Source organism: Pseudoxanthomonas helianthi (genome assembly GCF_017939625.1).
GTDB lineage: Bacteria > Pseudomonadota > Gammaproteobacteria > Xanthomonadales > Xanthomonadaceae > Pseudoxanthomonas_A > Pseudoxanthomonas_A helianthi.
Genome location: NZ_JAGKTC010000001.1, coordinates 13,791 through 34,393, shown reverse-complemented (window position 1 = coordinate 34,393; position 20,603 = coordinate 13,791). Strand labels below are relative to the sequence as shown.

20 protein-coding genes are annotated in these 20,603 nt (G+C 67.2%); 12 read left to right on the top strand and 8 right to left on the bottom strand.

All coding sequences use genetic code 11. The annotated features are described in order from the left end of the window. Positions 1–10: 10 nt before the first annotated feature. Positions 11–1,639, bottom strand: a complete 1,629-nt coding sequence (locus tag J5837_RS00175; protein ID WP_210534709.1) for an ExeA family protein — start codon at positions 1,637–1,639, stop codon at positions 11–13. A 110-nt stretch (positions 1,640–1,749) separates the two neighbouring features. On the opposite strand from J5837_RS00175, the gene J5837_RS00170 reads away from it, so the two are divergent. Beyond that, positions 1,750–2,388: a Pr6Pr family membrane protein gene (locus J5837_RS00170; protein WP_210534708.1), complete on the top strand. Its 639-nt coding sequence runs from the start codon at positions 1,750–1,752 to the stop codon at positions 2,386–2,388. Between the two features lie 280 nt (positions 2,389–2,668). On the opposite strand, the gene J5837_RS00165 is transcribed toward J5837_RS00170, so the two are convergent. Further along, entirely contained in the window at positions 2,669–3,496 is an 828-nt protein-coding gene (locus tag J5837_RS00165) for a DUF72 domain-containing protein (RefSeq protein ID WP_210534707.1), read from the bottom strand. Positions 3,497–3,599: 103 nt separating this feature from the next. Between J5837_RS00165 and J5837_RS00160 the strand changes: the two genes are divergently transcribed. Genes J5837_RS00160 through J5837_RS00150 form a run of 3 tightly spaced genes read left to right on the top strand, consistent with a single transcriptional unit; the run spans position 3,600 to position 6,987 of the window. Continuing rightward, positions 3,600–4,628 (top strand): lipid A deacylase LpxR family protein, encoded by a 1,029-nt coding sequence (locus J5837_RS00160; protein ID WP_210534706.1) that lies wholly within the window; start codon positions 3,600–3,602, stop codon positions 4,626–4,628. Between the two features lie 47 nt (positions 4,629–4,675). Beyond that, complete coding sequence (gene rraA / locus J5837_RS00155) at positions 4,676–5,158, top strand: ribonuclease E activity regulator RraA (protein WP_210534705.1); 483 nt, start codon at positions 4,676–4,678, stop codon at positions 5,156–5,158. After that, positions 5,158–6,987 (top strand): ABC transporter ATP-binding protein, encoded by a 1,830-nt coding sequence (locus tag J5837_RS00150; protein ID WP_210536082.1) that lies wholly within the window; start codon positions 5,158–5,160, stop codon positions 6,985–6,987. The genes rraA and J5837_RS00150 overlap by 1 nt, the downstream gene beginning before the upstream one ends. Positions 6,988–7,159: 172 nt before the next feature. Here J5837_RS00150 and J5837_RS00145 read toward each other — a convergent pair whose 3' ends face one another. The 3 genes from J5837_RS00145 to J5837_RS00135 all read right to left on the bottom strand — a co-directional run bounded on the left by J5837_RS00145 (position 7,160) and on the right by J5837_RS00135 (position 12,172). Further along, positions 7,160–8,122 (bottom strand): hypothetical protein, encoded by a 963-nt coding sequence (locus J5837_RS00145; protein WP_210534704.1) that lies wholly within the window; start codon positions 8,120–8,122, stop codon positions 7,160–7,162. Continuing rightward, a complete protein-coding gene (locus J5837_RS00140) occupies positions 8,119–10,293 on the bottom strand; it encodes a M1 family metallopeptidase (protein ID WP_210534703.1) in 2,175 nt (724 codons plus the stop codon). Before J5837_RS00140 ends, J5837_RS00145 begins: the two co-directional genes overlap by 4 nt. Positions 10,294–10,363: 70 nt before the next feature. Further along, complete coding sequence (locus tag J5837_RS00135; protein WP_210534702.1) at positions 10,364–12,172, bottom strand: DUF885 domain-containing protein; 1,809 nt, start codon at positions 12,170–12,172, stop codon at positions 10,364–10,366. Between the two features lie 127 nt (positions 12,173–12,299). On the opposite strand from J5837_RS00135, the gene J5837_RS00130 reads away from it, so the two are divergent. From J5837_RS00130 to J5837_RS00105, 6 genes are all read left to right on the top strand, one after another. Further along, positions 12,300–12,650: a GFA family protein gene (locus J5837_RS00130; RefSeq protein WP_210534701.1), complete on the top strand. Its 351-nt coding sequence runs from the start codon at positions 12,300–12,302 to the stop codon at positions 12,648–12,650. 41 nt (positions 12,651–12,691) lie between these two features. Further along, positions 12,692–13,435, top strand: a complete 744-nt coding sequence (locus J5837_RS00125; protein WP_210536081.1) for an SGNH/GDSL hydrolase family protein — start codon at positions 12,692–12,694, stop codon at positions 13,433–13,435. 70 nt (positions 13,436–13,505) lie between these two features. Next, complete coding sequence (locus tag J5837_RS00120) at positions 13,506–14,342, top strand: DUF2785 domain-containing protein (RefSeq protein WP_210534700.1); 837 nt, start codon at positions 13,506–13,508, stop codon at positions 14,340–14,342. Positions 14,343–14,385: 43 nt separating this feature from the next. Then, entirely contained in the window at positions 14,386–15,657 is a 1,272-nt protein-coding gene (locus J5837_RS00115) for an SGNH/GDSL hydrolase family protein (RefSeq protein ID WP_210534699.1), read from the top strand. Between the two features lie 126 nt (positions 15,658–15,783). After that, a complete protein-coding gene (locus tag J5837_RS00110; RefSeq protein WP_210534698.1) occupies positions 15,784–16,107 on the top strand; it encodes a cupin domain-containing protein in 324 nt (107 codons plus the stop codon). Further along, positions 16,104–16,964, top strand: coding sequence for an MBL fold metallo-hydrolase (locus J5837_RS00105; RefSeq protein WP_210534697.1), 861 nt, complete (start codon positions 16,104–16,106; stop codon positions 16,962–16,964). The genes J5837_RS00110 and J5837_RS00105 overlap by 4 nt, the downstream gene beginning before the upstream one ends. 40 nt (positions 16,965–17,004) lie before the next feature. Here J5837_RS00105 and J5837_RS00100 read toward each other — a convergent pair whose 3' ends face one another. From J5837_RS00100 to J5837_RS00090, 3 genes are all read right to left on the bottom strand, one after another. Then, positions 17,005–17,934, bottom strand: coding sequence for a peptidylprolyl isomerase (locus tag J5837_RS00100; RefSeq protein WP_210534696.1), 930 nt, complete (start codon positions 17,932–17,934; stop codon positions 17,005–17,007). 82 nt (positions 17,935–18,016) lie between these two features. Continuing rightward, the gene (locus tag J5837_RS00095; protein ID WP_210534695.1) at positions 18,017–18,619 is read right to left on the bottom strand and encodes a TetR/AcrR family transcriptional regulator; all 603 of its coding nucleotides are present in this window, start codon (positions 18,617–18,619) and stop codon (positions 18,017–18,019) included. A gap of 7 nt (positions 18,620–18,626) precedes the next feature. Next, the gene (locus tag J5837_RS00090) at positions 18,627–19,112 is read right to left on the bottom strand and encodes a hypothetical protein (RefSeq protein ID WP_244755446.1); all 486 of its coding nucleotides are present in this window, start codon (positions 19,110–19,112) and stop codon (positions 18,627–18,629) included. Positions 19,113–19,259: 147 nt separating this feature from the next. On the opposite strand from J5837_RS00090, the gene J5837_RS00085 reads away from it, so the two are divergent. Together J5837_RS00085 and J5837_RS00080 are read left to right on the top strand one after the other, a co-directional pair. Then, entirely contained in the window at positions 19,260–19,637 is a 378-nt protein-coding gene (locus J5837_RS00085) for a PadR family transcriptional regulator (protein WP_210534694.1), read from the top strand. Then, on the top strand, positions 19,634–20,539 hold the full coding sequence (locus J5837_RS00080) for a sensor domain-containing protein (protein ID WP_210534693.1): 906 nt from the start codon (positions 19,634–19,636) through the stop codon (positions 20,537–20,539). The genes J5837_RS00085 and J5837_RS00080 overlap by 4 nt, the downstream gene beginning before the upstream one ends. The last annotated feature ends 64 nt before the right edge of the window (positions 20,540–20,603 follow it).

The following is a 20,603-nucleotide window of genomic DNA, read 5'->3' as shown; positions in this document are numbered from 1 at the left end:
CCGGCTCTCGTCAGTTCGGTTGCAGCACGCGCAGCAGGTGCGGGCCCGGCGCGTCGCTGGCCAATGCCATCAGGGTCAGCGGCCCGGCGACGCCGTCCGCCGGCAAGCCGCGCGCGTTCTGGAATTCGCGCACCGCCCGGGACAGCGCGGCATCGTAGGGCGTTCCGGCTGCGGCATCGGTGGTTGGCGAAAGGGCATGCCGGATCCAGTCCACTGCAGGTCCGGAGGTACGGGGTTGAGGTGGCGCGACCAGCATCGCCGGGCCTTGCCACAGACCGACGTAACCGCCATCCCAGCGCGATTGCAGCAACACCCGGTCGAGATCGACGCTGCGCTGGCCGATGCGCACGCGCGCATTGCGCACGTCGGCGCCGAGCAGCACGGCCCAGGCATTGGCGTCGCCATCGCGCAGATGCAGCAACAAGGGCCGGTCGAGCGCGAGCAGCGCGTCCAGGCGCGAACTGCCCTGCACGCAGTGCACGTCGGTTCGCGCGGCCGGCGTGCAGGGGCCCGACGGATCGACGGTGATCGCGTCCGCGGGCAACTTCCACAATCCCAGCAGGTGCTGCCAGGCAGGCAGCGGGGTGTCGCCGGTCGCACCGATCAACTGGGTCAGCGCGGCGGCATCGACAGCTTCCACGGGAACGGGTTTCGGTCGCGACGGCGCCGGTGCCGGTGTCCGCACGGGTGCCTCGACGGCAGTCGTCGCCGGAGCCGAGGCGGGCGTCGTCGGCCCGTTCCGCCATTGCAGCGCCGCGAACGCGGCGACCGCGACGGTTGCGGCGCCGGCGGCGACCAGCCATGGCCACCACGTGCGCTTGGCGACGGGCGGCAGTACTTCGTCCGCGGCGGCATCGATCAACTTCGCATCGATGCCGGCGGTGTCGCGCGCGTAGCCGGCGAGCAGGGCGCGCTCGGCGATCACGTTGATCAGGCGCGGCACGCCGCCGGACCGCGTGTGCACGCGCTGCACGGCCTTCGTATCGAACGGGAAACGCTCGCCGCCGGCCACGCGCCAGCGATGGCGCAGGTACTCGCCGGTTTCCTTCGGATCCAGCGGAGTCAGGTGGAAGCGCGCGGTGATGCGCTGGGCGAGTTGGCGGAGCTCAGGTTTCGCCAGCATCGCGCGCAGTTCCGGCTGGCCCAGCAGCAGGATCTGCAACAACTTCTGCGTATCGGTTTCCAGGTTGGTCAGCAGGCGGACCTGTTCCAGCGCGTCGGCGGGCAGGTTCTGCGCCTCGTCGATCAGCAGCACCACGCGCAGGCCCCGGGCGTAGGCTTCGAGCAGGTGGGCGTTCAGCGCATCGACCAGGGCCTTGGCCGAGCCCTGCTTGCCGGCGATGTCGATGTGCAGTTCTTCGCAGATGGTTTCCAGCAACTCGACGGCGGTCTGTCGCGGGTTCAGCACCAGGGCGATGCGCGTGTCGGCCGGCAATTGTTCCAGCAGCAGGCGGCTCAGCGTGGTCTTGCCGGTGCCGACCTCGCCGGTGAGCTGGACGAAGCCGCCGCCACCGCCCTTGTCGATGCCGAACAGCAGGTGCGCCAGCGCGTCGCGGTGGCGTTCGCTGAGATGCACGAAGCGCGGGTCCGGCGTGATCGAGAACGGCGCTTCGTGCAGTCCGTAATAACCTAGGTACATGCGGGTGCCGCGGGGCTGGAGAGCGACAGCATGCCATGCGCGCTGGGCCCGCGCGACGGCGCCGCGCCCGTGTGGCAAGCTGGGCCGACCGGTTGCGAAGGGGACGGGCGATGCAGGTAACGGACGGAATCGGCAGGACCGGACGCGTCCTTGCCGCGCTGATCGCGGCGGTGGCGCTGGGCTCGCTGCTGCTGCAGTACGTGCTGTTGCTGGAACTGGTGCGCTCCAGCATCGGGCCGTGGATGGGCACGCTGCGCTATTTCAGTTACTTCACCATCCTCAGCAACGTGGGCGTGCTGCTGGTCGCCGTGCATGCGGCGCTGGCCAGCCCGGGTTTCTTCGCCAGTGCGCGCGGGCGCGGGGCGCTGGCGCTGTACATCGGCGTTACCGGCGCGATCTATTTCCTGGTCCTGCGCCATCTGTGGCAGCCGCAGGGCGCACAGTGGTGGGCGGACACCGGCCTGCATTACGCGGTGCCGTTGCTGTACTGGGCGTGGTGGCTGGGGTTCGTTCCGCACGGAGATCTGCGCCGTGGCGATGTGTTGCGCTGGCTGGCGTTCCCGTTGGCTTACGTGGCGTGGACGCTGTTGCGCGGGCAGTGGGTGGACGAATACCCGTATCCCTTCATCGACGTGAACCTGCTGGGTTGGGTCACGGCTGCGCGCAATGCGCTGGGGGTGCTGGTGCTGTTCGTCGTCGGTGGCGCGTTGGTCGTGTGGCTGGACGGGAATCTTCGCAAGCGTGGTTAGGCGGTATTCCGCCTGACGGCGACTTACTTTTCTTTGCTTGTGCAAAGAAAAGTAAGCAAAAGAAACACACCCTTCCTCGCGCCCTTCGCTGCGCGAAGGGATCGCGGAGCCGGCGGGAATTTCCGGAAGCCGCATCCCCGTATCAAGTACGGGGCAGGCTCTGCGGCTCCGGAAACGGCGCACATCCTTGTGCCTCGCCCCTGCGGAGGTTTACCCACCGGCTCCGCCGCTGCGGACGGGGCCTTGAAAAGCAACAGCAGATGCGTTGCTTTCTTGGCGATCAAGGCGAACTCATACGCTCCAGCAATGCCATCGCTGCCGCCGGGTTGCGTTCCTTGGCGCTGGCGATGAAGAACACGAACACTTCGCGCGGTCGTCGCGGTGCCGATGCGCCGAGGTGCGGCAGGTCCGCGGGGTCACCGCCGTCGCGCCAGTCGCGGATGCGCCGTGCCCACGCGTCGAGTTCGTCGGCCGGATAGCCGCTGGCGACGTCCGCGCGCGAGCGCATCAGTCGCGCGTAGACGAAATCGGCGGTCAGGTCGGCGAACGAGGGGTGTTCGTCCGAGTCGGTGAACACCGTCGCCATGCCGTGCGAACGGGCGAGGGCGAGGAACTCCGTGCCGACGAAGCCAGGGTCGCGGACATCCAGCACGTGGCGCATTGCGCGCCCGTCGACGGTCGCCGGCAGCAGGTCGAGGAACACGGCGAAATCGTCGCGGTCGATGCGCACGCCGGCGTCGAACTGCCAGACGATCGGGCCGAGGCGGTTGCCGAGCGAGGCGATGCCGCCGAGGAAGTCGTCGATCTGCGGGCCGGTCTTCGCCAGGGTCCGCGACTGCATGATCCGCATCGGCGCCTTGGCCGAGAACAGGAAACCCTCGGGCGTTTCGTCGCGCCACTTGGCGTAGGTCGCCGGCTTCTGCGCGCCGTAATAGGTGCCGTTGATCTCGATGGCGGTGACGTGGCGGCTGGCGTATTCCAGTTCGCGTCGCTGTACCAGGCCCTTGGGATAGAAATTGTCCCGCCAGGGCGCATAAACCCAGCCGCCGATGCCGACGCGGATGCCGTCCGCGGCGGTTGGCGCGGAAGTGAACAGGTCGTTCTTCATCCGATCATCGTGGCACGGATGGGATGCTCTGTCGCGAGACCCCGATTGGAATCGGTCCGTCCCGGCCGCATTGTTCCGCCACCCCCCGAAAAGACCCGTCCCCATGTCCCGAGTCGTCGCCTTGCTGGCGCTGCTATGGCTGGCCGCTTTCCCCGCATTCGCAGACGAAACCTGCGAGCGCCGCACCGAATTGCCGCCCACGGTGAATTTCCGCGTCGACAACGATCTGTTCGGCGGCCAGGACCAGGGTTACAGCAACGGCGTGCAGCTGACCCTGGTGTCGCCGAACCTGGCCGACTACACCCAAGACCCCTGCCTGCCGCGTCTCGCGCGACTGGTCAACCGCTACCTCGGCGCGATCCAGCCCAGCGGTTTCGAACAGCAGAACATGGTGGTGACCTTCGCTCACGCGATCTTCACTCCCACCGATTTCAGCCGCAGCGACCTGATCGAGGACGACCGGCCCTACGTGGGCGGTTTCCTGGTCGGCCTGGGCTACAACGCGCGCAATGGCGACCAGTTGCAGACCACGCAGCTGCGCCTGGGCATGATCGGTCCTTCGGCGCGCGGCGAAGAAGTGCAGAACGGCGTGCACCGGATCATCGGCGCGGACCGTTTCAAGGGTTGGGACAACCAGCTGCACGACGAACCGGTGTTCATGCTGCAACACGAACGCATGCGCCGTTTTGGCGGCAGCGAAGGCGTGTGGGGCTGGGATGCGATCTCGCATTACGGTGGCGCGGTCGGCACCCTGGCCACCTTCGCCAATGTCGGCGGGGAAGTGCGCTTCGGCCTGCGCCTGCCCGACGACTTCGGCAGCACGCCGCTGCGTCCGGCCGGCGAGAACACCGCGCCGCGCAGCCAGACCCGGCGCGGCGGCGCATGGCGCTGGCACGGTTTCCTGACCGCGGACGCGCGCTGGGTGCTGCGCGACATCACCCTAGACGGCAATACCTGGCGCGACAGCCATAGCGTCGACAAGGAACCCTTCGTCGCCTACGTCGGTTTCGGTTTCGCGTTGATGAAAGGCAGCTGGAAGTTCGCGCTGGCCCGCTACCAGGGCACCCGCGAGTTCGAGACGCAGAAGGAACCGCCGGTGTTCGGCAGCTTCACCATCAGCCGGGCCCTGTAGACGCGCTTCCTGTAAAGTCGGCGCATTCCCCCGCGACGAACCCCGCGATGAGCTGGACCACGCCCGACCTGTGCGACCTGCATCCCGACGTGCAGGTCGCCGAACCGCTGTTCCGCGATTTCGGCGGCAGCCGCCGATTCGCCGGCCGCATCGTCACCATCCGCTGCTTCGAGGACAACTCGCGTGTGCGCGAGCAGGTCGGCAGCGACGGCCGCGGCAAGGTGCTGGTGGTCGACGGCGGCGCCTCGGTGCGCAAGTCGCTGCTCGGCGACATGCTGGCCGAGCTGGCGGTCGGCAACGGCTGGAGCGGCCTGCTGATCAATGGCGGCGTGCGCGACGTGGAGGCGCTGGCGGCCTTGCCACTGGGAGTGAAAGCGCTGGCCGCCACGCCGATGAAGACCGAAAAGCGCGGTCTGGGCGAAGTCGGCGTGCCGGTGAATTTCGCCGGGGTCGATTTCATCCCCGGCCATTGGCTGTACGCGGACGCCAACGGGGTGATCGTGTCCGCCACGGAGCTGTCGCCGCCGTGATCGTGCGATGGTTCGAATCGCTGGTCGACATCTTCGCCCAGCCCGGCGAAGGCATGCCGCCGCGCGGCGTGTGGCGTTTCTACTGGCATTACCTGCGCCAGGTGCGCGGCATCCTGCTGTGGGCGTGCGTGCTGGGCTTCTTCGGCGCGCTGGTCGAAGTGGCCTTGTTCGAATTCCTCGGCCGGCTGATCGACCTGGCCGGAAACACGCCGCCGGCGGATTTCTTCCGCGCGCACGGCCGCGAGCTGGCGTGGATGGCCTTCGTCGCGCTGGTCGCGCGGCCGGTGCTGTTCGTCCTGCACGACCTGCTGGTGAACCAGTCGCTGGTGCCGGGACTAACCGCGCGGATCCGCTGGCAGCAGCACCATTACGTGGTGCGGCAGAGCCTGTCCTTCTTCCAGAACGATTACGCCGGACGCATCGCCAACCGGATCATGCAGACCGGCGCCGCCCTGCGCCAATCGGCGGTGCAGGTGGTCGATGCGATCTGGCACGTGCTGATCTACACCGGCTCGGCGCTGGTGCTGTTCGCCGAAGCCGATCCGTGGCTGATGCTGCCGCTGGCGCTGTGGCTGGTCGGTTACGTCGCCTTGCTGGCGTACTTCGTGCCGCGCACCAAGCAGCGTTCGTGGCTGGCTTCGCAGGCGCGTTCGCGATTCATGGGCCGGGTGGTGGACGGCTACACCAACATCGCCACGCTCAAGCTGTTCCCGCATGACGGGCGCGAGGACGCCTACGTGGCCGAGGCCGTCGCCGACAACGCGGCGAAGGTGCGCGCGATGACCCGGCTGACCACGGCGATGGATTTCAGCATCACCGCGTTGAACGGCGTGCTGATCGCATCGACCTGCGGGCTGGCGCTGTGGCTGTGGAGCCGCAGCGCGATCACCCTGGGCGCGGTCGCGCTGTCGACCGGGCTGGTGATCCGCATCAACAACATGTCCGGCTGGATCATGTGGGTGGTCAACGGCATCTTCGAGGACATCGGCACCGTGCAGGACGGCATGGAAACGGTGGCGAAGCCGCGCGCGGTGCAGGACCACGCCGATGCGCAGCCGCTGCAGGTGACGCGCGGCGAGGTGCGCTTCGAGGACATCCATTTCCACTACGGCAAGCAAGGCGGCGTGATTGCGGGGCTGGACCTCGTGGTCGGTCCCGGCGAGAAGATCGGCCTGGTCGGGCCCTCCGGTGCCGGCAAGTCGACCCTGGTCAACGTGCTGTTGCGGCTGTACGACCTGGAAGGCGGGCGCATCCTGATCGACGGGCAGGACATCGCCGCGGTGACCCAGGAAAGCCTGCGCGGCCGGATCGGCGTGGTCACCCAGGACACTTCTCTGCTGCATCGTTCGATCCGCGACAACCTGCTGTACGGCCGCCCGGACGCGAGCGACGCGCAGTTGCAGGCAGCGGTGCGCAGTGCGCGCGCCGACGGTTTCATTCCCGACCTGGTGGACGGCGAAGGCCGCACCGGCTACGACGCCACGGTGGGCGAACGCGGGGTCAAGCTGTCGGGCGGCCAACGCCAGCGCATCGCCATCGCCCGCGTGCTGCTGAAGGACGCGCCGATCCTGGTGCTGGACGAAGCGACTTCGGCGCTGGATTCGGAAGTGGAAGCGGCGATCCAGGACAGCCTGGATACGTTGATGCGCGGCAAGACGGTCATCGCCATCGCCCATCGCCTGTCGACCATCGCGCGGATGGACCGGCTGGTGGTGATGGACCAGGGCCGCATCGTCGAAACCGGTACCCATGCGGAACTGGTCGCGCGCGATGGCTTGTACGCGCGGTTGTGGGCGAGACAGACCGGAGGGTTTGTCGGCGCCGCTTAGCTTTCCTTCTCCCTCCGGGATCGAAGCCGCATCAAGCGGCTGAGGGTGCCCCGCAGGGCGGATGAGGGCGGAAGCCATCATGCGCGTGGACGTAGCGTGTGCGCCTGAGAATTTCTTCCCTCATCCGTCGCTTCGCGCCACCTTCTCCCGGTGGGAGAAGGGAAGCAGAAGATCACCCGGCCGACTCGCTTGCCACTGGTTCCAGCGATGCATCAGCCTCTGCATTCGTCTTCGCGGCGATATGTCCCTGCGCCAACGCCGCGAAACCATACAAACGCGCGATGCGTCCCCAGGCCAGCGCAACGACGGTCGCCTGGGTCAGCACGAACCCGAGCAGGAACGCGCCCAAGCCCGCGCCGTCGGCGCCGATGCGCAGATAGCCGCACAGCGCGGCCAGCGCATAACCGACTAGGCTGCTGCCGAGGTAGACGACCAGCGTCGCCAGCGGACGCTTGAACACCAGCTTGGTGCCGCGCCACCACGCGCGGAAGATCGAACGCAACGACGCTTCCGCACCCAGCCAGCCGCGCGCGGCTTCGATGGTCGAGTGGGCGACGACGAACAACACCGCCGCGACGGCGATCGCCAGATAGCGGCTGTGTTCGACCTCGCTGGCCAGGATCGCCGTCTCGGCCCGCTTGTCGACCAGGGCCAACAGGCCTGCGGCCACGGCGAAAGCCACGCCGAGCGGAATAAGCGACCACAGCAGCAGGCGCAGCATGCGCAAGTATTCGGCAAGGCCGCCGTGCGCCAGCTCGCCCATGCGCAGCGTGCGGCCGGCGCGGATCGCGGCGACCGCCATGCCGGTCAGCCACGGCGTCAGCAACAGCGCCAGCGCGATCGCCGAGAGCATGCCGAAGCTCACCGCCTTGCCGCCGCCATCGTCGCCAAGTCCGGCGAAGCCTTCGACCAGCATCGGCACGTTGCGGCCCGTGGCGATGTCCGCCGCGTGCACGGAATGGCCGAACTGCGCCTGCAGTCCGCTCCACAGCGGCAAGGCGAACAGCAGGGTCGGCAGGCCCAGCGCGAGCAGCCACCACAGCAGCAGGCGCCATTGCAGCGCGGACTTCAGCCCGGAAAACAGGGCGGCGAAACCATTGGGACGTCGGTCGCGGGAATGCGGTTTCGGGCTCATACGCTCACCAGCAGGGCAAGGAAGGTTTTCAGCAGCGCGGCCGCGGCGGCGGCCCAGCGGCTGGCGGCGGAACGGTCGGTCTCGCGCGTGCGGCTGTCGTCGAGCTTGTCCTGGTCCAGGTAGACTTGGCCGGCGGGATCGAGCTCCGCCGATACCGCGCGCACCGGCTTGGTCCAGGCGAAGCGTTGCCAAGGCTGCTGGCCGGAGAAGCGCACGGTTTCGCTGCTGCCGTCGGCGAATTTCACCCGCAGCAGCTGCGGCACGTCGGCGCCGTCGCGCCGGACCAGCACCGTGGTGAGGTAGGGGAACGGACCGGTGCCGGGCTTGGCTTTCGGGTGGCGCTTGCTCCATGCCTCGCGCTGCCGCTCGATCTCCTTCTGCACGCCTTCGTCGGTCGATTCGATCAGCTTGCCGGCATGCTCGACGTAGCCGGGCAACGGCAGCACTTCCTTGCTGGCGAATTCGGCGATGCGGTCGTCGACCTTGCGGGTAGCGTAGACCTGTTGCGCGAACACCTGTTCCACCGCCGCGCGCTGGCCGGTGCCTTCGGCGAGCGCCTCGCGGAAATCGGCGATGCTGGGGTGGCGGAATTTCCAGCGTTCGTAGTACAGCTTGAACGCGCGCTCCAGCGCTGGCGTGCCGACCCGCGCCTCTAGGTCGCGCATGGTCGTGGCCGTGCGCGAATACACCGTGCCGTAGCTGCCGCTGGACATGCGGTCCCACGAATTGCGGCCCAGCCCGTCGGCCGGGTTGCGCAGCATCGCGCCGAGGCGTTCCGCGGCGAAGCCGTCCAGCGCCGGGGCGATGCCCAGCCGCTTCAGCAGCGGCGTGGTCGCGTGCAACTGCTGCTTGCGCTCGCGCAGCATGCGTTGGTCCCAGTATTCGTTCAGGCCTTCGTCGAGCATCGGTTCCTCGAATTCGTTGGAACCGAGCAACCCGTAGAAATAACCGTGGCCGAATTCGTGGATGGTGACGAAGTCCAGCGCGTATTCGCTGAGCGTCTTCGGTTCGACCGTGGCGAAGGAATCGGCGGTGAAAAATGTCGGGTATTCCATGCCGCCCGCCTCGCCGGCGTTGTACGGCGGAATCACCACGGTCACGGTGCGGTACGGATACGGTCCGAGCGTGCGCGAGAAATAGGCCAGCGAATCGATCGTCGCCTTCAGCGCCGGCTGCGCGCTGGCCGCGTACTCGGGCGGGTAGAGCACGCGCACCTTGACCTTCGGGCTGCCCGGGCCTTCGTAGACGCCGTCGAGCGGCTTCGCGTAGCGCTTGTCGGCGGTCCAGGCGAAGTCGTGCACGTCGCCCTGCACGAAGCGGCGGGTGACCTTGCCGTCGCGTTCGACCGGCGCGCCGGTCTCTTCGCCGGTGGCGCCGACGGTGTAGCCCTTGGGCACGGTGATGCGCACGTCGTACTCGCCGTAATCGGCGTAGAACTCGCTGTGCAGGTGGAATTCGTGCACGTTCCAGCGCGGCGCGGTGGCGCCGCGCTCGCCCGGCAGTTCCAGCACGCCGATCTTCGGGAACCACTGGCCGACCAGGTGGAAGCTGCCGAAATGGCCGGTACGCGCGACCACGCGCGGCAGCTTGTCGAGGAAGCCGATGTCCAGCGTGGTGCTGGCGCCCGGCGCGACAGGTTTCGGCAAGTCGAGGCGGACCACGGTGCGGTCGGTACGCGGGCCGTTGTCGGGCTGCACGTACTGCCATTTCACCGCCTGTCCATCCTGCTGCACCCGCTGCAGCCGGGTGTAGCCCCAGTCGCCGTCCTTCACCGGCACATCGCTGCGGAAGGCGAAGTTGAGGTTGCGCTGCTCGCTCATGAAGGTGCTGTCCGCGCCTTCGAACGCATTGAGGTACAGGTGCAGGTACACCGCGCAGACCGGCTGGGCGCTGCGGTTGCGCCAGGTCAGCTTCTGCTTGCCGTCGATGGTGTGCTTGTCGGGATCGAGCGTCGCGTCGATCTCGTAGCGGACCACGCGGTCGGACAGGGTCGGTTCCTGGCCGCTGCGCGGCCCGCCCCAGGCGTTCGCGTCGCTGGGCGTGGCGACCGCCGCGGCGTCGGGACCGGCGAAGGGGATCGCGGCGCAGCTGGCGGGCGCGGCGCCCGCCGTTTCCGCATGCAGCGGCGCGGCAGCCAGCAACACAAGGGACAACAACGCGTATCGCAGCATCGAAGGTACTCCCGTGGGTGTCCGCGGGAGGATACGTGAAGTCCCTCCCGCGCGACGGAAAGGGTTGGCGTCAGTTGATCGGTTCGTCCAGCATCAGTTCGCGCACGTAGCGCACCGGCGGCGCGCCGTAGGACAGCACCTGGTCGTGGTACGCCTTCAGGTTGAACTTGTCGCCGAGTTTCGCTTCCATCGCCTTGCGCAGGTCGAAGTGTTCCTGCGCACCGACGAAGTAGGTCGGCAGTTGCGCCGAAGTCAGCTGCGCGCGCGTCCACTTGCCCGCGGCTTCGCGCTCCTGCTGGAAGGTCTGGCGCACCATCAGGTCCATCGCCTGCTCGCGGCTCCAGCCGTCGACATGCACGCCCTGGTCGAGGATCGCGTTGCCGATGGTGCGCAGGTAGAACTTCAGTTGCACCAGGTGGAACAGCGGATCGTTATCCAGGTACCCCTGCTGCTGCATCATCCGCTCGGTATAGACCGCCCAGCCTTCGGCGAACAGGCCGGAGCGCAGCACGCCGCGCAGCGTCGACGGGAACTTGGCCGAATGCCAGCCTTCCAGGTAATGGCCCGGCGTGCCTTCGTGGATGCTCAGCAGGTGGATCATGCGGCTGTTGTATTCGCGCAGGAACGAATCGACCTGTTCCTTGCTCCAGTCGTCGGGGATCGGCGAGACCGCGTAGAAGGTCGCCAGGTTCTTGTCCAGCGGGCCGGGCGAATCGCAGTACGCGACCGACACGCCGCGCTGGAATTCCGGCATCAGGATGATCTTCACCGGCGAATCGGGCAGGGTCACCAGGTCCTTGGCGCGGACGAAGTCGGTGGCCGACTTCAGTGCGGCCTCCGCGTCGGCGACGACCTTGTCCCGCGCGGGGCGTTCGGCGTAGGCGAGGTCCAGCGCGGCTTCGATGGCCTTCTGTTGCTCGTCCGCGCTCGGCGTTTCCGGCAGCGCCGGGGCGTTCGGCCTGTCCTTCAGCACGGTGCGGGCGATGCCGTACATCTCCTCGCGCACGCGCTTCAGTTCGGCCTCGGCGCGCTGCTTGATCTCGGCGCGCGACAGCGACGAGGACAAGGCGAACTTCAGCTTCTGGTCGTACAGCTTTTCGCCGATGCGGAAGTCGCCCTTGGCCTGCGGCACCAGCGTCTTGTCCAGCCAGGTCTGTTGCTCGGCCACCGCTTTCTTCAGCCCATCGATGGCGGCTTCGGTGCGCTTGCGATCGGTTTCGGGCAGTTCCTGCAGGTGCGGCGCGATGAACGTATCGACGATGCTCAGGATGCCGGCGTTCTGCTTCGCGACCGTCTCCGCGTGGACCTTCGGCACGCGCGCCGGGTCGAGGTTGGCGCGAGCCTGCGCCAGCAGCGCGGGGATCTTCTCCATGCGCTCGGTAGCCGAGCGGATGCGCTGCGGCAACGGCGCGAATTCGCGCGCCATCAGGTTGTAGAGGGCGCCGCCGGCCAGGCCGCTGTAGACCTGCGGGTCCCAGGCCCAGCTCTGCAGCGTTTCGCTATTCCAGATGTCCGATTGCAACTGGTTGCGCAGGATCGCCGCGTCGACCTGGTTCTCGCGCGACAGCTTCGATGCATCCACCGCGTCGAGTTCTGCCAGCGTCTGCCTAGCGAAATCTAGGTACTTCTTGCGGCCTGCTTCGCTCAGGTCGTCGATCTGGCCGTCGTACTTGTGCTCGCCGATCTGGGTCGCGCTGACCGGCGACAGCTGCAGCCAGCCGTCCAGCGCCCGCTTCGACAGGTCGGCGAAAGCCGCGTCGGCCTGCGAGGTGTCCGTGGCGGCGGCGGGCGCGGCCGGAGCCGCAGGACCGGGTGCTTCGGTCTTGCCGCAGGCGGACAGGGCGGCGATCAGGGCAAGGGCGAGCAGGCTGTGGCGCATGGGCGTTTTCCGTTGCGGTGCGTCATCGCACGAAGGACCGGAGCATAGGCAAAAGCCGGACGCCGCGCATGTGCCGCAAGCGGCGGATGGCTTATGCTCGGCGCCACCCATCCTGGAGGCAACGCACATGAAGCACGCGGGAAGCTGCCACTGCGGCAAGGTCGCGTTCGAGGTGGAAGGCGATATCGCCGAGGCGATGGATTGCAACTGCTCGCTGTGCCGCCGTCGCGGCGGCCTGCTGTGGTTCGCGCCGCGCGAAGCGCTGACCCTGAAGACCCCCGAAGCGGACCTGTCCACCTATACCTTCAACAAGCACCACATCAAGCATCGTTTCTGCGCGAACTGCGGGGTCGCGGTGTTCGGCGAGGCCATGCATCCAAAGACCGGGGTGCCGACCGTCGCGGTCAACGTGCGCTGCCTGCCGGACGTGTATCTGCCGGCGCTGAAGATCACTCACTTCGACGGTGCCAGCCTGTGAGCGGGAACTCGGCGAAGGCTACCTGGCTCGGCCTGCTGGCGATGCTCGCGACGGCGGGCGCGCCCGCCGCGCAGCAGGCGCCGGTCGCCACCGATCCGCTGTTCGTCGCGCCGGCCGATTCGCTGAACCCCGAACAGGTGCGCTCGTTGCAGCAACGCCTGGCCGACTGGCCGCAACTGGATCGCTATCGCGCGGACAATGCCGCATTGCCGCCGCCGGCGAAGGGCGAGCGACGCGTGGTCTTCTACGGGGATTCGATCACCGACGGCTGGGGCCGCGTGCAGGGCACGACGTTCTTCCCCGGCAAGCCCTACGTCAATCGCGGCATCTCGGGGCAGACCACCGCGCAGATGCTGTTGCGCTTCCGCAAGGACGTGATCGCGCTGAAGCCGGCCGCGGTGGTGATCCTGGCCGGCACCAACGACATCGCCGGCAATACCGGCGTGGCGACGCAGGCGATGATCGAGGACAATCTGCAGTCGATGGCCGAACTCGCTCGCGCGCACGGCATCCGCGTGGTACTGGCTTCGGTGTTGCCGGTCAGCGACTACCCCTGGCGCCCGGGCCTGCAACCCGCGGACAAGGTGCGGCGCCTGAACGCATGGATCCGCGACTATGCGCGCCGCAGCGGCGCGACGTACCTGGATTACTGGTCCGCGCTGGCGAACGCGCAGGGCGGGATCGACGCGAAGCTGGCCGCCGACGGCGTGCATCCCACCCCGGCCGGCTATGCGGTGATGGCACCGCTGGCGCAGAAGGCCATCGATCGCGCGCTGGCGAAGTAGCCGGATGGAACGCCCGATAAGGGGGACGGGTCTGGCGCTCGTGCTATGGCTGGCAGGCGCATGGCCCGCCATGGCCCAGGCGCCTTGCCCGCCGCCGGGTTTCGACAAGCCGGCGCTGTTGCAGCTGGCGCAGCGCGGGTTCGCCATCGACGACGATGCGACGCGCACCCGGCTGGCGCATGGATTGCTTGCCTGCTTGGGCGACGCCGATCCGGCGCTGCGCGACGAGGTTGCCTTTTCCGCATACAGCGCGTGGATGCGCGGCAAGCGGCTCGACACGACGACGCTGCGCTCCTTGCGCGACAACCTGTACGGGCTGCTCAGGCAGGAGGACGGGCAAGGTTTCCACCGCCCGTTCGCGGCATTGGTGCTGTCGGAAATCGCGCGCACCGATCGCATCGAGCCCTGGATGTCGACGGAGGAACGCGATGCGATGGTGATGGAGGCTGCGGCCTACTTGAAGTCGGTGCAGGACTATCGTGGTTACGACCCGGTGGAGGGCTGGCGCCATGGCGTGGCCCATGGCAGCGACTGGTTGCTGCAATTGGCGATGAATTCTGCGCTGCAGCGCGCTCAGTTGCAGGCCATCCTGGAGGCGGTTTCCTCGCAAGTAGCCCCCGCGGCGGGACATGCGTACGTGTTCGGCGAGCCGGCGCGCCTCGCGCGACCGGTACTGTACGTCGCCCAGCGCGGCCTGTTGCCCGAAGCCGAATGGAACGCCTGGTTCGATGCGCTGGCCGCGAGTCTCGGCGGCTCGCCGCAGCGCTACAAGGACAGTGGCTGGCTTGCACGGCGCCACGACCTGCAGGCCTTCCTCGATGCGGTTTACGTCAATGCGGACCAATCCGCGGATCCGCACATCCATGCCCTGAAAACATCGGCCGCCGCGGCCATGCGGCGGTTCTGAACAAACAGCCGCGCCTACAACGCATCCCAAGCCAAGGACTGACATGAAGCATTCGCTGATTCGATTGGGCATCGCCACCTTGTTCTGTGGGTTCGCCGCGACCTCCATCGCTTTCGCGGAAGAAGCGGCGAACGCAACGAAACCGCAGTGGGTCGCGACCTGGGGCGCAGCACCCGTAGCAGCCGGTCCCGCCCTGAAAGCACAGACCGTGCGCCAGGTCATCCGCACCAGCATCGGCGGCACGGACCTGCGCCTTCATTTTTCCAACCTATTCGGCAAGGAAGCGGTGACCATCGGCCCGGTTCGCCTGGCGCGGCACGCCAACGGCCCTGCGATCGCAGCGGGAACCGACCAGCCGGTGACCTTCGAAGGTGCGGCCACGGCGACCATTCCCGCAGGCGGCGAGGTAATCAGCGACGCGGTTTCCCTTCCGGCAAGCGCGCTGGAAGAACTGGTCGTGAGCGTGTACCTGCCCCAGGGCGCACCGACGCCGACAGTGCACCAGGTCGGCAACCAGACCGTGTTCATCGCTTCGGGCGACGTCACTTCCGCCCTCAGGATCGTCCCGGAAGGCGAAGCCGACGATACGCGTTACTTCCTGACCGGCATCGACGTGGCGGCCGCTCCGGGCGCCTGCGCGATCGTTGCGCTGGGCGATTCCATCACCGATGGCGTGGGTTCCACCGAAAACGGCAATGCACGCTGGACCGACCGGTTGGCAGAGCGGCTGCAGGCCGATCCATCGCTGGCGCATATCGCCGTGGTCAACGCCGGCATCGCCGGCAATCGCATCCTCAACGATGCCGTCGCGCCGTATCGCGGACCGAGTTCGTTGTCGCGCGTGGATCGCGACGTACTGGATCAGGCGGCGATAGGCTGGATGGTGCTGCTGCAGGGCGGCAACGACATCTCCGCGTCCGACGTGCTGAAGAAGGTACCCGGCCAGAACGTATCGGCGCAGCAGATCATCGAAGGCATGAAGGCCCTAGTCGCCCGCGCGCATGCGCGTGGCATCAGGGTCGTCGGCGCCACCTTGCTGCCGAGGGGCGGCACCGAATTCCCGGCACCACCGACACCCGCGGCCAATGCCAAGCGCGAGGCGGTCAATGCATGGATCCGCAGTTCCGGCGCCTTCGATGCGGTCGTGGATTGGGACAAGACCATGGGCGATCCCGCCCAACCGGACCGTTTGGCGCCCGCCTACGACAGCGGCGACCACCTGCATCCGAACGATGCGGGTTATCAGGCGATGGCGGCCGCGATCGACCTGCAACTGTTCGCCGGTGGGCGATGCGGCGCGAACGCAGGGAAATAGTTCGTCCATCGCCGTCTTGAATTCTGTTTGAGGCTGCGTTGCGGATTATGCGATTGCCGCAACGATCCCCTGCATGAACCATACCCGCCGTCGCCGGATCGAGTCCGGCCCGATGGAGACGCGGACATGGATTCTTCTGGCGTGGCACTGGACCCCGAACGCCTGGTCGCAGTGGAAGTGGGTTCCGGTTGTTCGCGTCGCGACTTGCCGGCACCCGCAGGCGTGCGCGCCTGGGTGGTCGACATGGCGCCCGGCAGCGAATGGCCTTGGGTCGATCATCATCCGGAGGGCGAGGCGTATTACGTGGTCAGCGGGGAGGTGATCGAAGACGGGCACCGCCACGCCGCCGGCACCTATGTCCGCTTCGCGCCCGGCAGCAGCCATCGCCCGCGCAGCGAGCTTGGCGTACGCCTGATCGGTTTCAACCCCGGCGCGAGCGTCTCCGAATGAAGCCCGCACAGCGCCTGAGCCGGCGGCGGTTCCTGGCGGCGGCCGGCACGGCGGCGGTTGCACTGGCGGTTCCGTGCCACGCCGCTTTCGCGGAGCCGGAGAGCGCCGGACCGACGTTGCGGGCACAACGCCTGGCCTGGGCGGGCGTGCGCCTGCGCCTGGGCAAGGACGATCTGTTCCTGGATCCGCTCGCCAACGCCGATGTCTGGGGAACCGCGCTTCGCGACAAGCTGGTGCCTTTCGACGATGCGGAAGGCGCGCGTTTCGTGCTGATCACGCATCGCCATCCCGATCATTTCGATCCGATCGCGATCCGCAGGATCGTCGGCACTTCCGGCACGGTGGTGTGCACGCCGGACAATGCAGCGGCGGTGGCCGCCGCGGGATTCAAGGTGCGCATCGGCGCGCTGTACGAGCCGGTGCTGCTCAACGACTTCACCGCCACTGCCGTGCCTGCGGTGGACGGTTACGGCGACCCGCAGGTGTCGTGGGTGGTCAATGCAGGCGGCCGCCGGATCATCCATTGTGGCGATACGCTGTGGCACGGCGCTTGGTGGCATATCGGCCGCCAGCTGGGGCCGTTCGATGCCGCGTTCCTGCCGATCAACGGCGCGCGCTTCTCATGGCGCAAGCCGGTCAGCGACGTGCCTGCGGTACTGACCCCGGAACAAGCCGTCGCCGCCGCGCAGGTATTGGGCGCCCGCTTGATCGTGCCCATCCACTACGGCGTCAGCGGCGCCGAAGGCTACGCGGAAATGCCGGATGTCGAACAGGCATTGCTGGCCGCCGCGCGCAAACGCCACCAGGGCGTGGAAATAGTCCGTCCTGGCGAATGGGTTGAATGGCGGGCGGCCTAGATCTGCCCGCAGGCGAAATGTTCCGCCTGCGTCCCTGCCGTCACTTCTTCGCCTTCGGATCCCGCGCCGGCAGCGGCACGTTGCACAGATCGATGTGCCCGGCGGGCCGCTTGTAGAAATCGTCGATGCGATTGCGCCGCGCTTCGACCGCGTCGGCGAAGGTCTTCGAATCGGCGCGCAGCAGCTGGATCGGCGTGCGCTCGGCTTCCGGCACTTCGCTGGCCAGGCGGATCGACTTGATCGGCGTGCGTTCGCTGGCGTTCTCGTAGAAACCCATCGGCTCCGGCCCGCGCGGAATCACGCTGAGCAATTCGATGCCCTTGATCACCCGTCCGACCACGGTGATGTTGTCGTCCAGTTGGCGCGGCGATTGCCCGGTCACCACGTACAGTTCAGCGCCGACGCTGCTGTCGTCGGCGTTGTTGCGACCCGCTCCGACCATGCCGTAGCAATGCGCCAGCCATGCGGTGCCCTTCTTGGGATCGCGCGCGGCCGGGAAGCCATCGACGAAGCCGACCTGCGGCGCCCAGCCGTCGCTGTCGGGCAGCACAGTGAAATCCAGGCCCTTGGCGGCGCGATGGAATTCCGCCGGCAGGTGCTTCTTCGCCGAACCGAGCGATTTGGCCTTGGCCGGATCGTCGCCATCGACATCGCCGAATTGCACGACGAAGTTGTCCTGCGAACGATAGATGCTGGTGCCGTCCCAGAAATGTTCGCGGGCGAAGGTGCGGATGTTGCCAGCGTGCTCGGGCGCGAAGGCCGGCGCCAGTTCAATGATCACCCGGCCGGCCGACAGTTCCATGTACAGCAGGTTGGCGGGGTCGGGCGTACGCCAGTCGCTGTCGGGCGAGGCCTTGATGATTTCCGAGGCGCTGCGGTACTTCGGTTTGGTCGGCTCAGCGGCATGGGCGGCGGGCAGGGACAGTCCCAGGGCAAGCAGGCAGGCGGTCAGCAGCGGAGTCGGGCGCATCGGTCGGTTCCTGGACGAGGTCGCCGGATTGTAGCGACAGCGCTTTCCTCAGGGCGGCTTTGTCCGCGGCAGGGTCGTGCGGCTACGCCGCCCTCAGCCGTTCGACAGACCGTTCCGCAAGTTGCCAGAAAAGCGACGCGTCCCCCGTTGCACGGGCGGAAAGCATGGCGCCGTGTATCGAAGCCATGAACGCTTCGGCTTCGGAGGAAGCGCTGCCGGTCAATCGCATGGTTCCGGTCCGGGAACCTTCCTCTAGGGTTGCGGAAAGCCAGGCCTGGAGGTCGCGGAAATGCGCCTTGACCTGGTCGGCGACTTCGGACGGAACTGCCGGCAATTCCGCCGCCAGGAGGGCGCATATGCAGATGGGAGGATTCGACTCCCGAATGCACTCCGCCCAGTACCGGGCATAGGCGGCGAGCCGGGCAAACGGATCCGGGATCGATTGGTCCAGCGAATGCAGCCCTTGCAACATCGCCTGGCGATGCAGCGCAACCGTCGCCGTCACCAGGTCCGCCTTGGTGGGGAAGTGGTGGTGGATGCTGGCCTTTCTTACGTTCACCAGCCCGGCGATGTCCGCATAGCTGAAGCCGTTGTATCCGCCGGAGGCGAGCAGCTCGTTCGTCCGCTGAATGATCTCCCGGGCCTTCGGCGAATACTCCAACGAATCAGGTTCCGAAACAGACATCGATTCCTCACTGGCCTCCAATGGCACGTTGCTTGTACAGCGCACGCAGCTGCAGGGGAACCCCGACGATCAGGATCAGGAAGAGGGTGCCTTGCACGCCCAGCAACAAGGGATCCTTCAGGTCCGTCACCAGCGGGTTGCCGACCGGCAGCCTGCGCAGGCTCTCGGTCACGGCAGGGATCATCAACAGGAAAGCGCTGATGCTCAGCGAGATCGTCTGGATGTACGCCCCGAGGCGGGCTTCGGGCTGCCATTTCGCCAGACCGTATCCGAGTAGCAGGAACACGAGCGTGGCGGTGGCGATGACCGTGCTTACCGGCTGGTGCGCAACCGGATATGCGCTGAGCGCCCCCAGCAACATGGACCAGAAGTAGGCGCGTCCCGTGCTGGTTTCGGGAGTAATTCGTCCATGCCTGACCAGCATGTAGGCGGCAAGCGGAATGGCCGGGAGGCTTCCGAGTGTGTGGATCCAGCCGATAGGTGAAATGCCCACGGGGTCGTTCCGTTTGGAGGGGAAATAAATCTACCTACCAGTTGGTAGGTAAGTCAACAATGCAGAAACTTCGCCTCGGATGACTATTGGCACATTCGCTATATCGAACTTGAACATAGTATTCCCTCCAACCTAGTGGAGGTCGCCATGACCGAGCCCGAATCCAGCGCCGACAGCCAGCTGAAGAAGTTCCAGAAAGAACTCAGCGCCGGCACCGTGTCGCTGGCCCTGCTGGCGGTGCTGGCCCGCGCCGAGGAGCCGATGTACGGCTACCTGATCGCCAAGAAGCTGGAGCGCGTCGGCGACGGCGTGCTCAGCGGCAAGCAGAGCGCGCTGTACCCGGTGCTGCGCAACCTGGAAGGCGCCGGCCTGCTGGACAGTTTCGTCGAGCCGTCGATGACCGGCCCGCCGCGCCGCTATTACCGCATCACCGAAGCAGGGCGCGCCGCCCTGCGCGAATGGGCCGCCGCCTGGCGCGCGACCCGCGACTCCGTCGATTCCGTCCTCGAGGGGATACTTGAATGAACGCCCAGGGCCTGCCCACCACCATTCCCGAATACCTGGACCAGCTGCGCCTGGCGTTGAAGGGCGCCGATCCGGCGATGATCCAGGACGCGCTGTACGACGCCGAGGAGTACCTGCGTTCCGAACTCGCGGAACAGGCGGGGAAATCCGAAGCCGAAGTGATCGCCTCGGTCGCCGGCAGCTACGGCGCGCCGGAGGAAGTGGCGGAGATCTACCGCGAAACCGAAGTGACGGTCAGCCGCGCGCTGCGTCCGCCGGCGCCGCCCAAGCGCAAGTCCGCGCTGGGCCGCTTCTTCGGCGTGATCGCCGATCCGCGCACCTACGGCGCGCTGTTCTACATGTTGCTGTCGCTGGCCACCGGCATCTTCTACTTCACCTGGGTGACGACCGGCGCCAGCCTTTCGATCGGCCTGTCGATCCTGATCATCGGCATTCCGCTGCTGTTGCTGTTCCTGATGTCGGTGCGGCTGCTGTCGCTGGTCGAAGGCCGCATCGTCGAGGTGCTGCTGGGCGAACGCATGCCGCGCCGCCCGCTGTACACCCAGCGCGACAAGCCGTGGGCGACGCGCCTGAAGGAACTGTTCACCAGCGGCAGCACCTGGACATCGATGCTGTACCTGCTGTTGATGCAGCCGCTGGGCACCCTGTATTTCGGCCTCGCGGTGACGCTGCTGACCGCAGCGGTGATGCTGGCCGCCGCGCCGCTGAGCGTGATGATCCCGGGCGTGTTCGACGTGACCATCGCGCACTGGACCATCAGCACGATGGGCACCTGGCTGCTGCCGCTGGTGTCGCTCTTCGGCATCCTGCTGCTGTTCGCCACGCTGCACCTGGCGCGCGGCATCGGCAAGTTCCATGGCTGGCTGGCCAAGCAGTTGCTGGTGCGCGACCCCGTCGTGTGATCGCGTGCCGCAACGAAAAGGCCGCCCTCGGGCGGCTTTTTCGTTCTCACGGACCGAATAAATC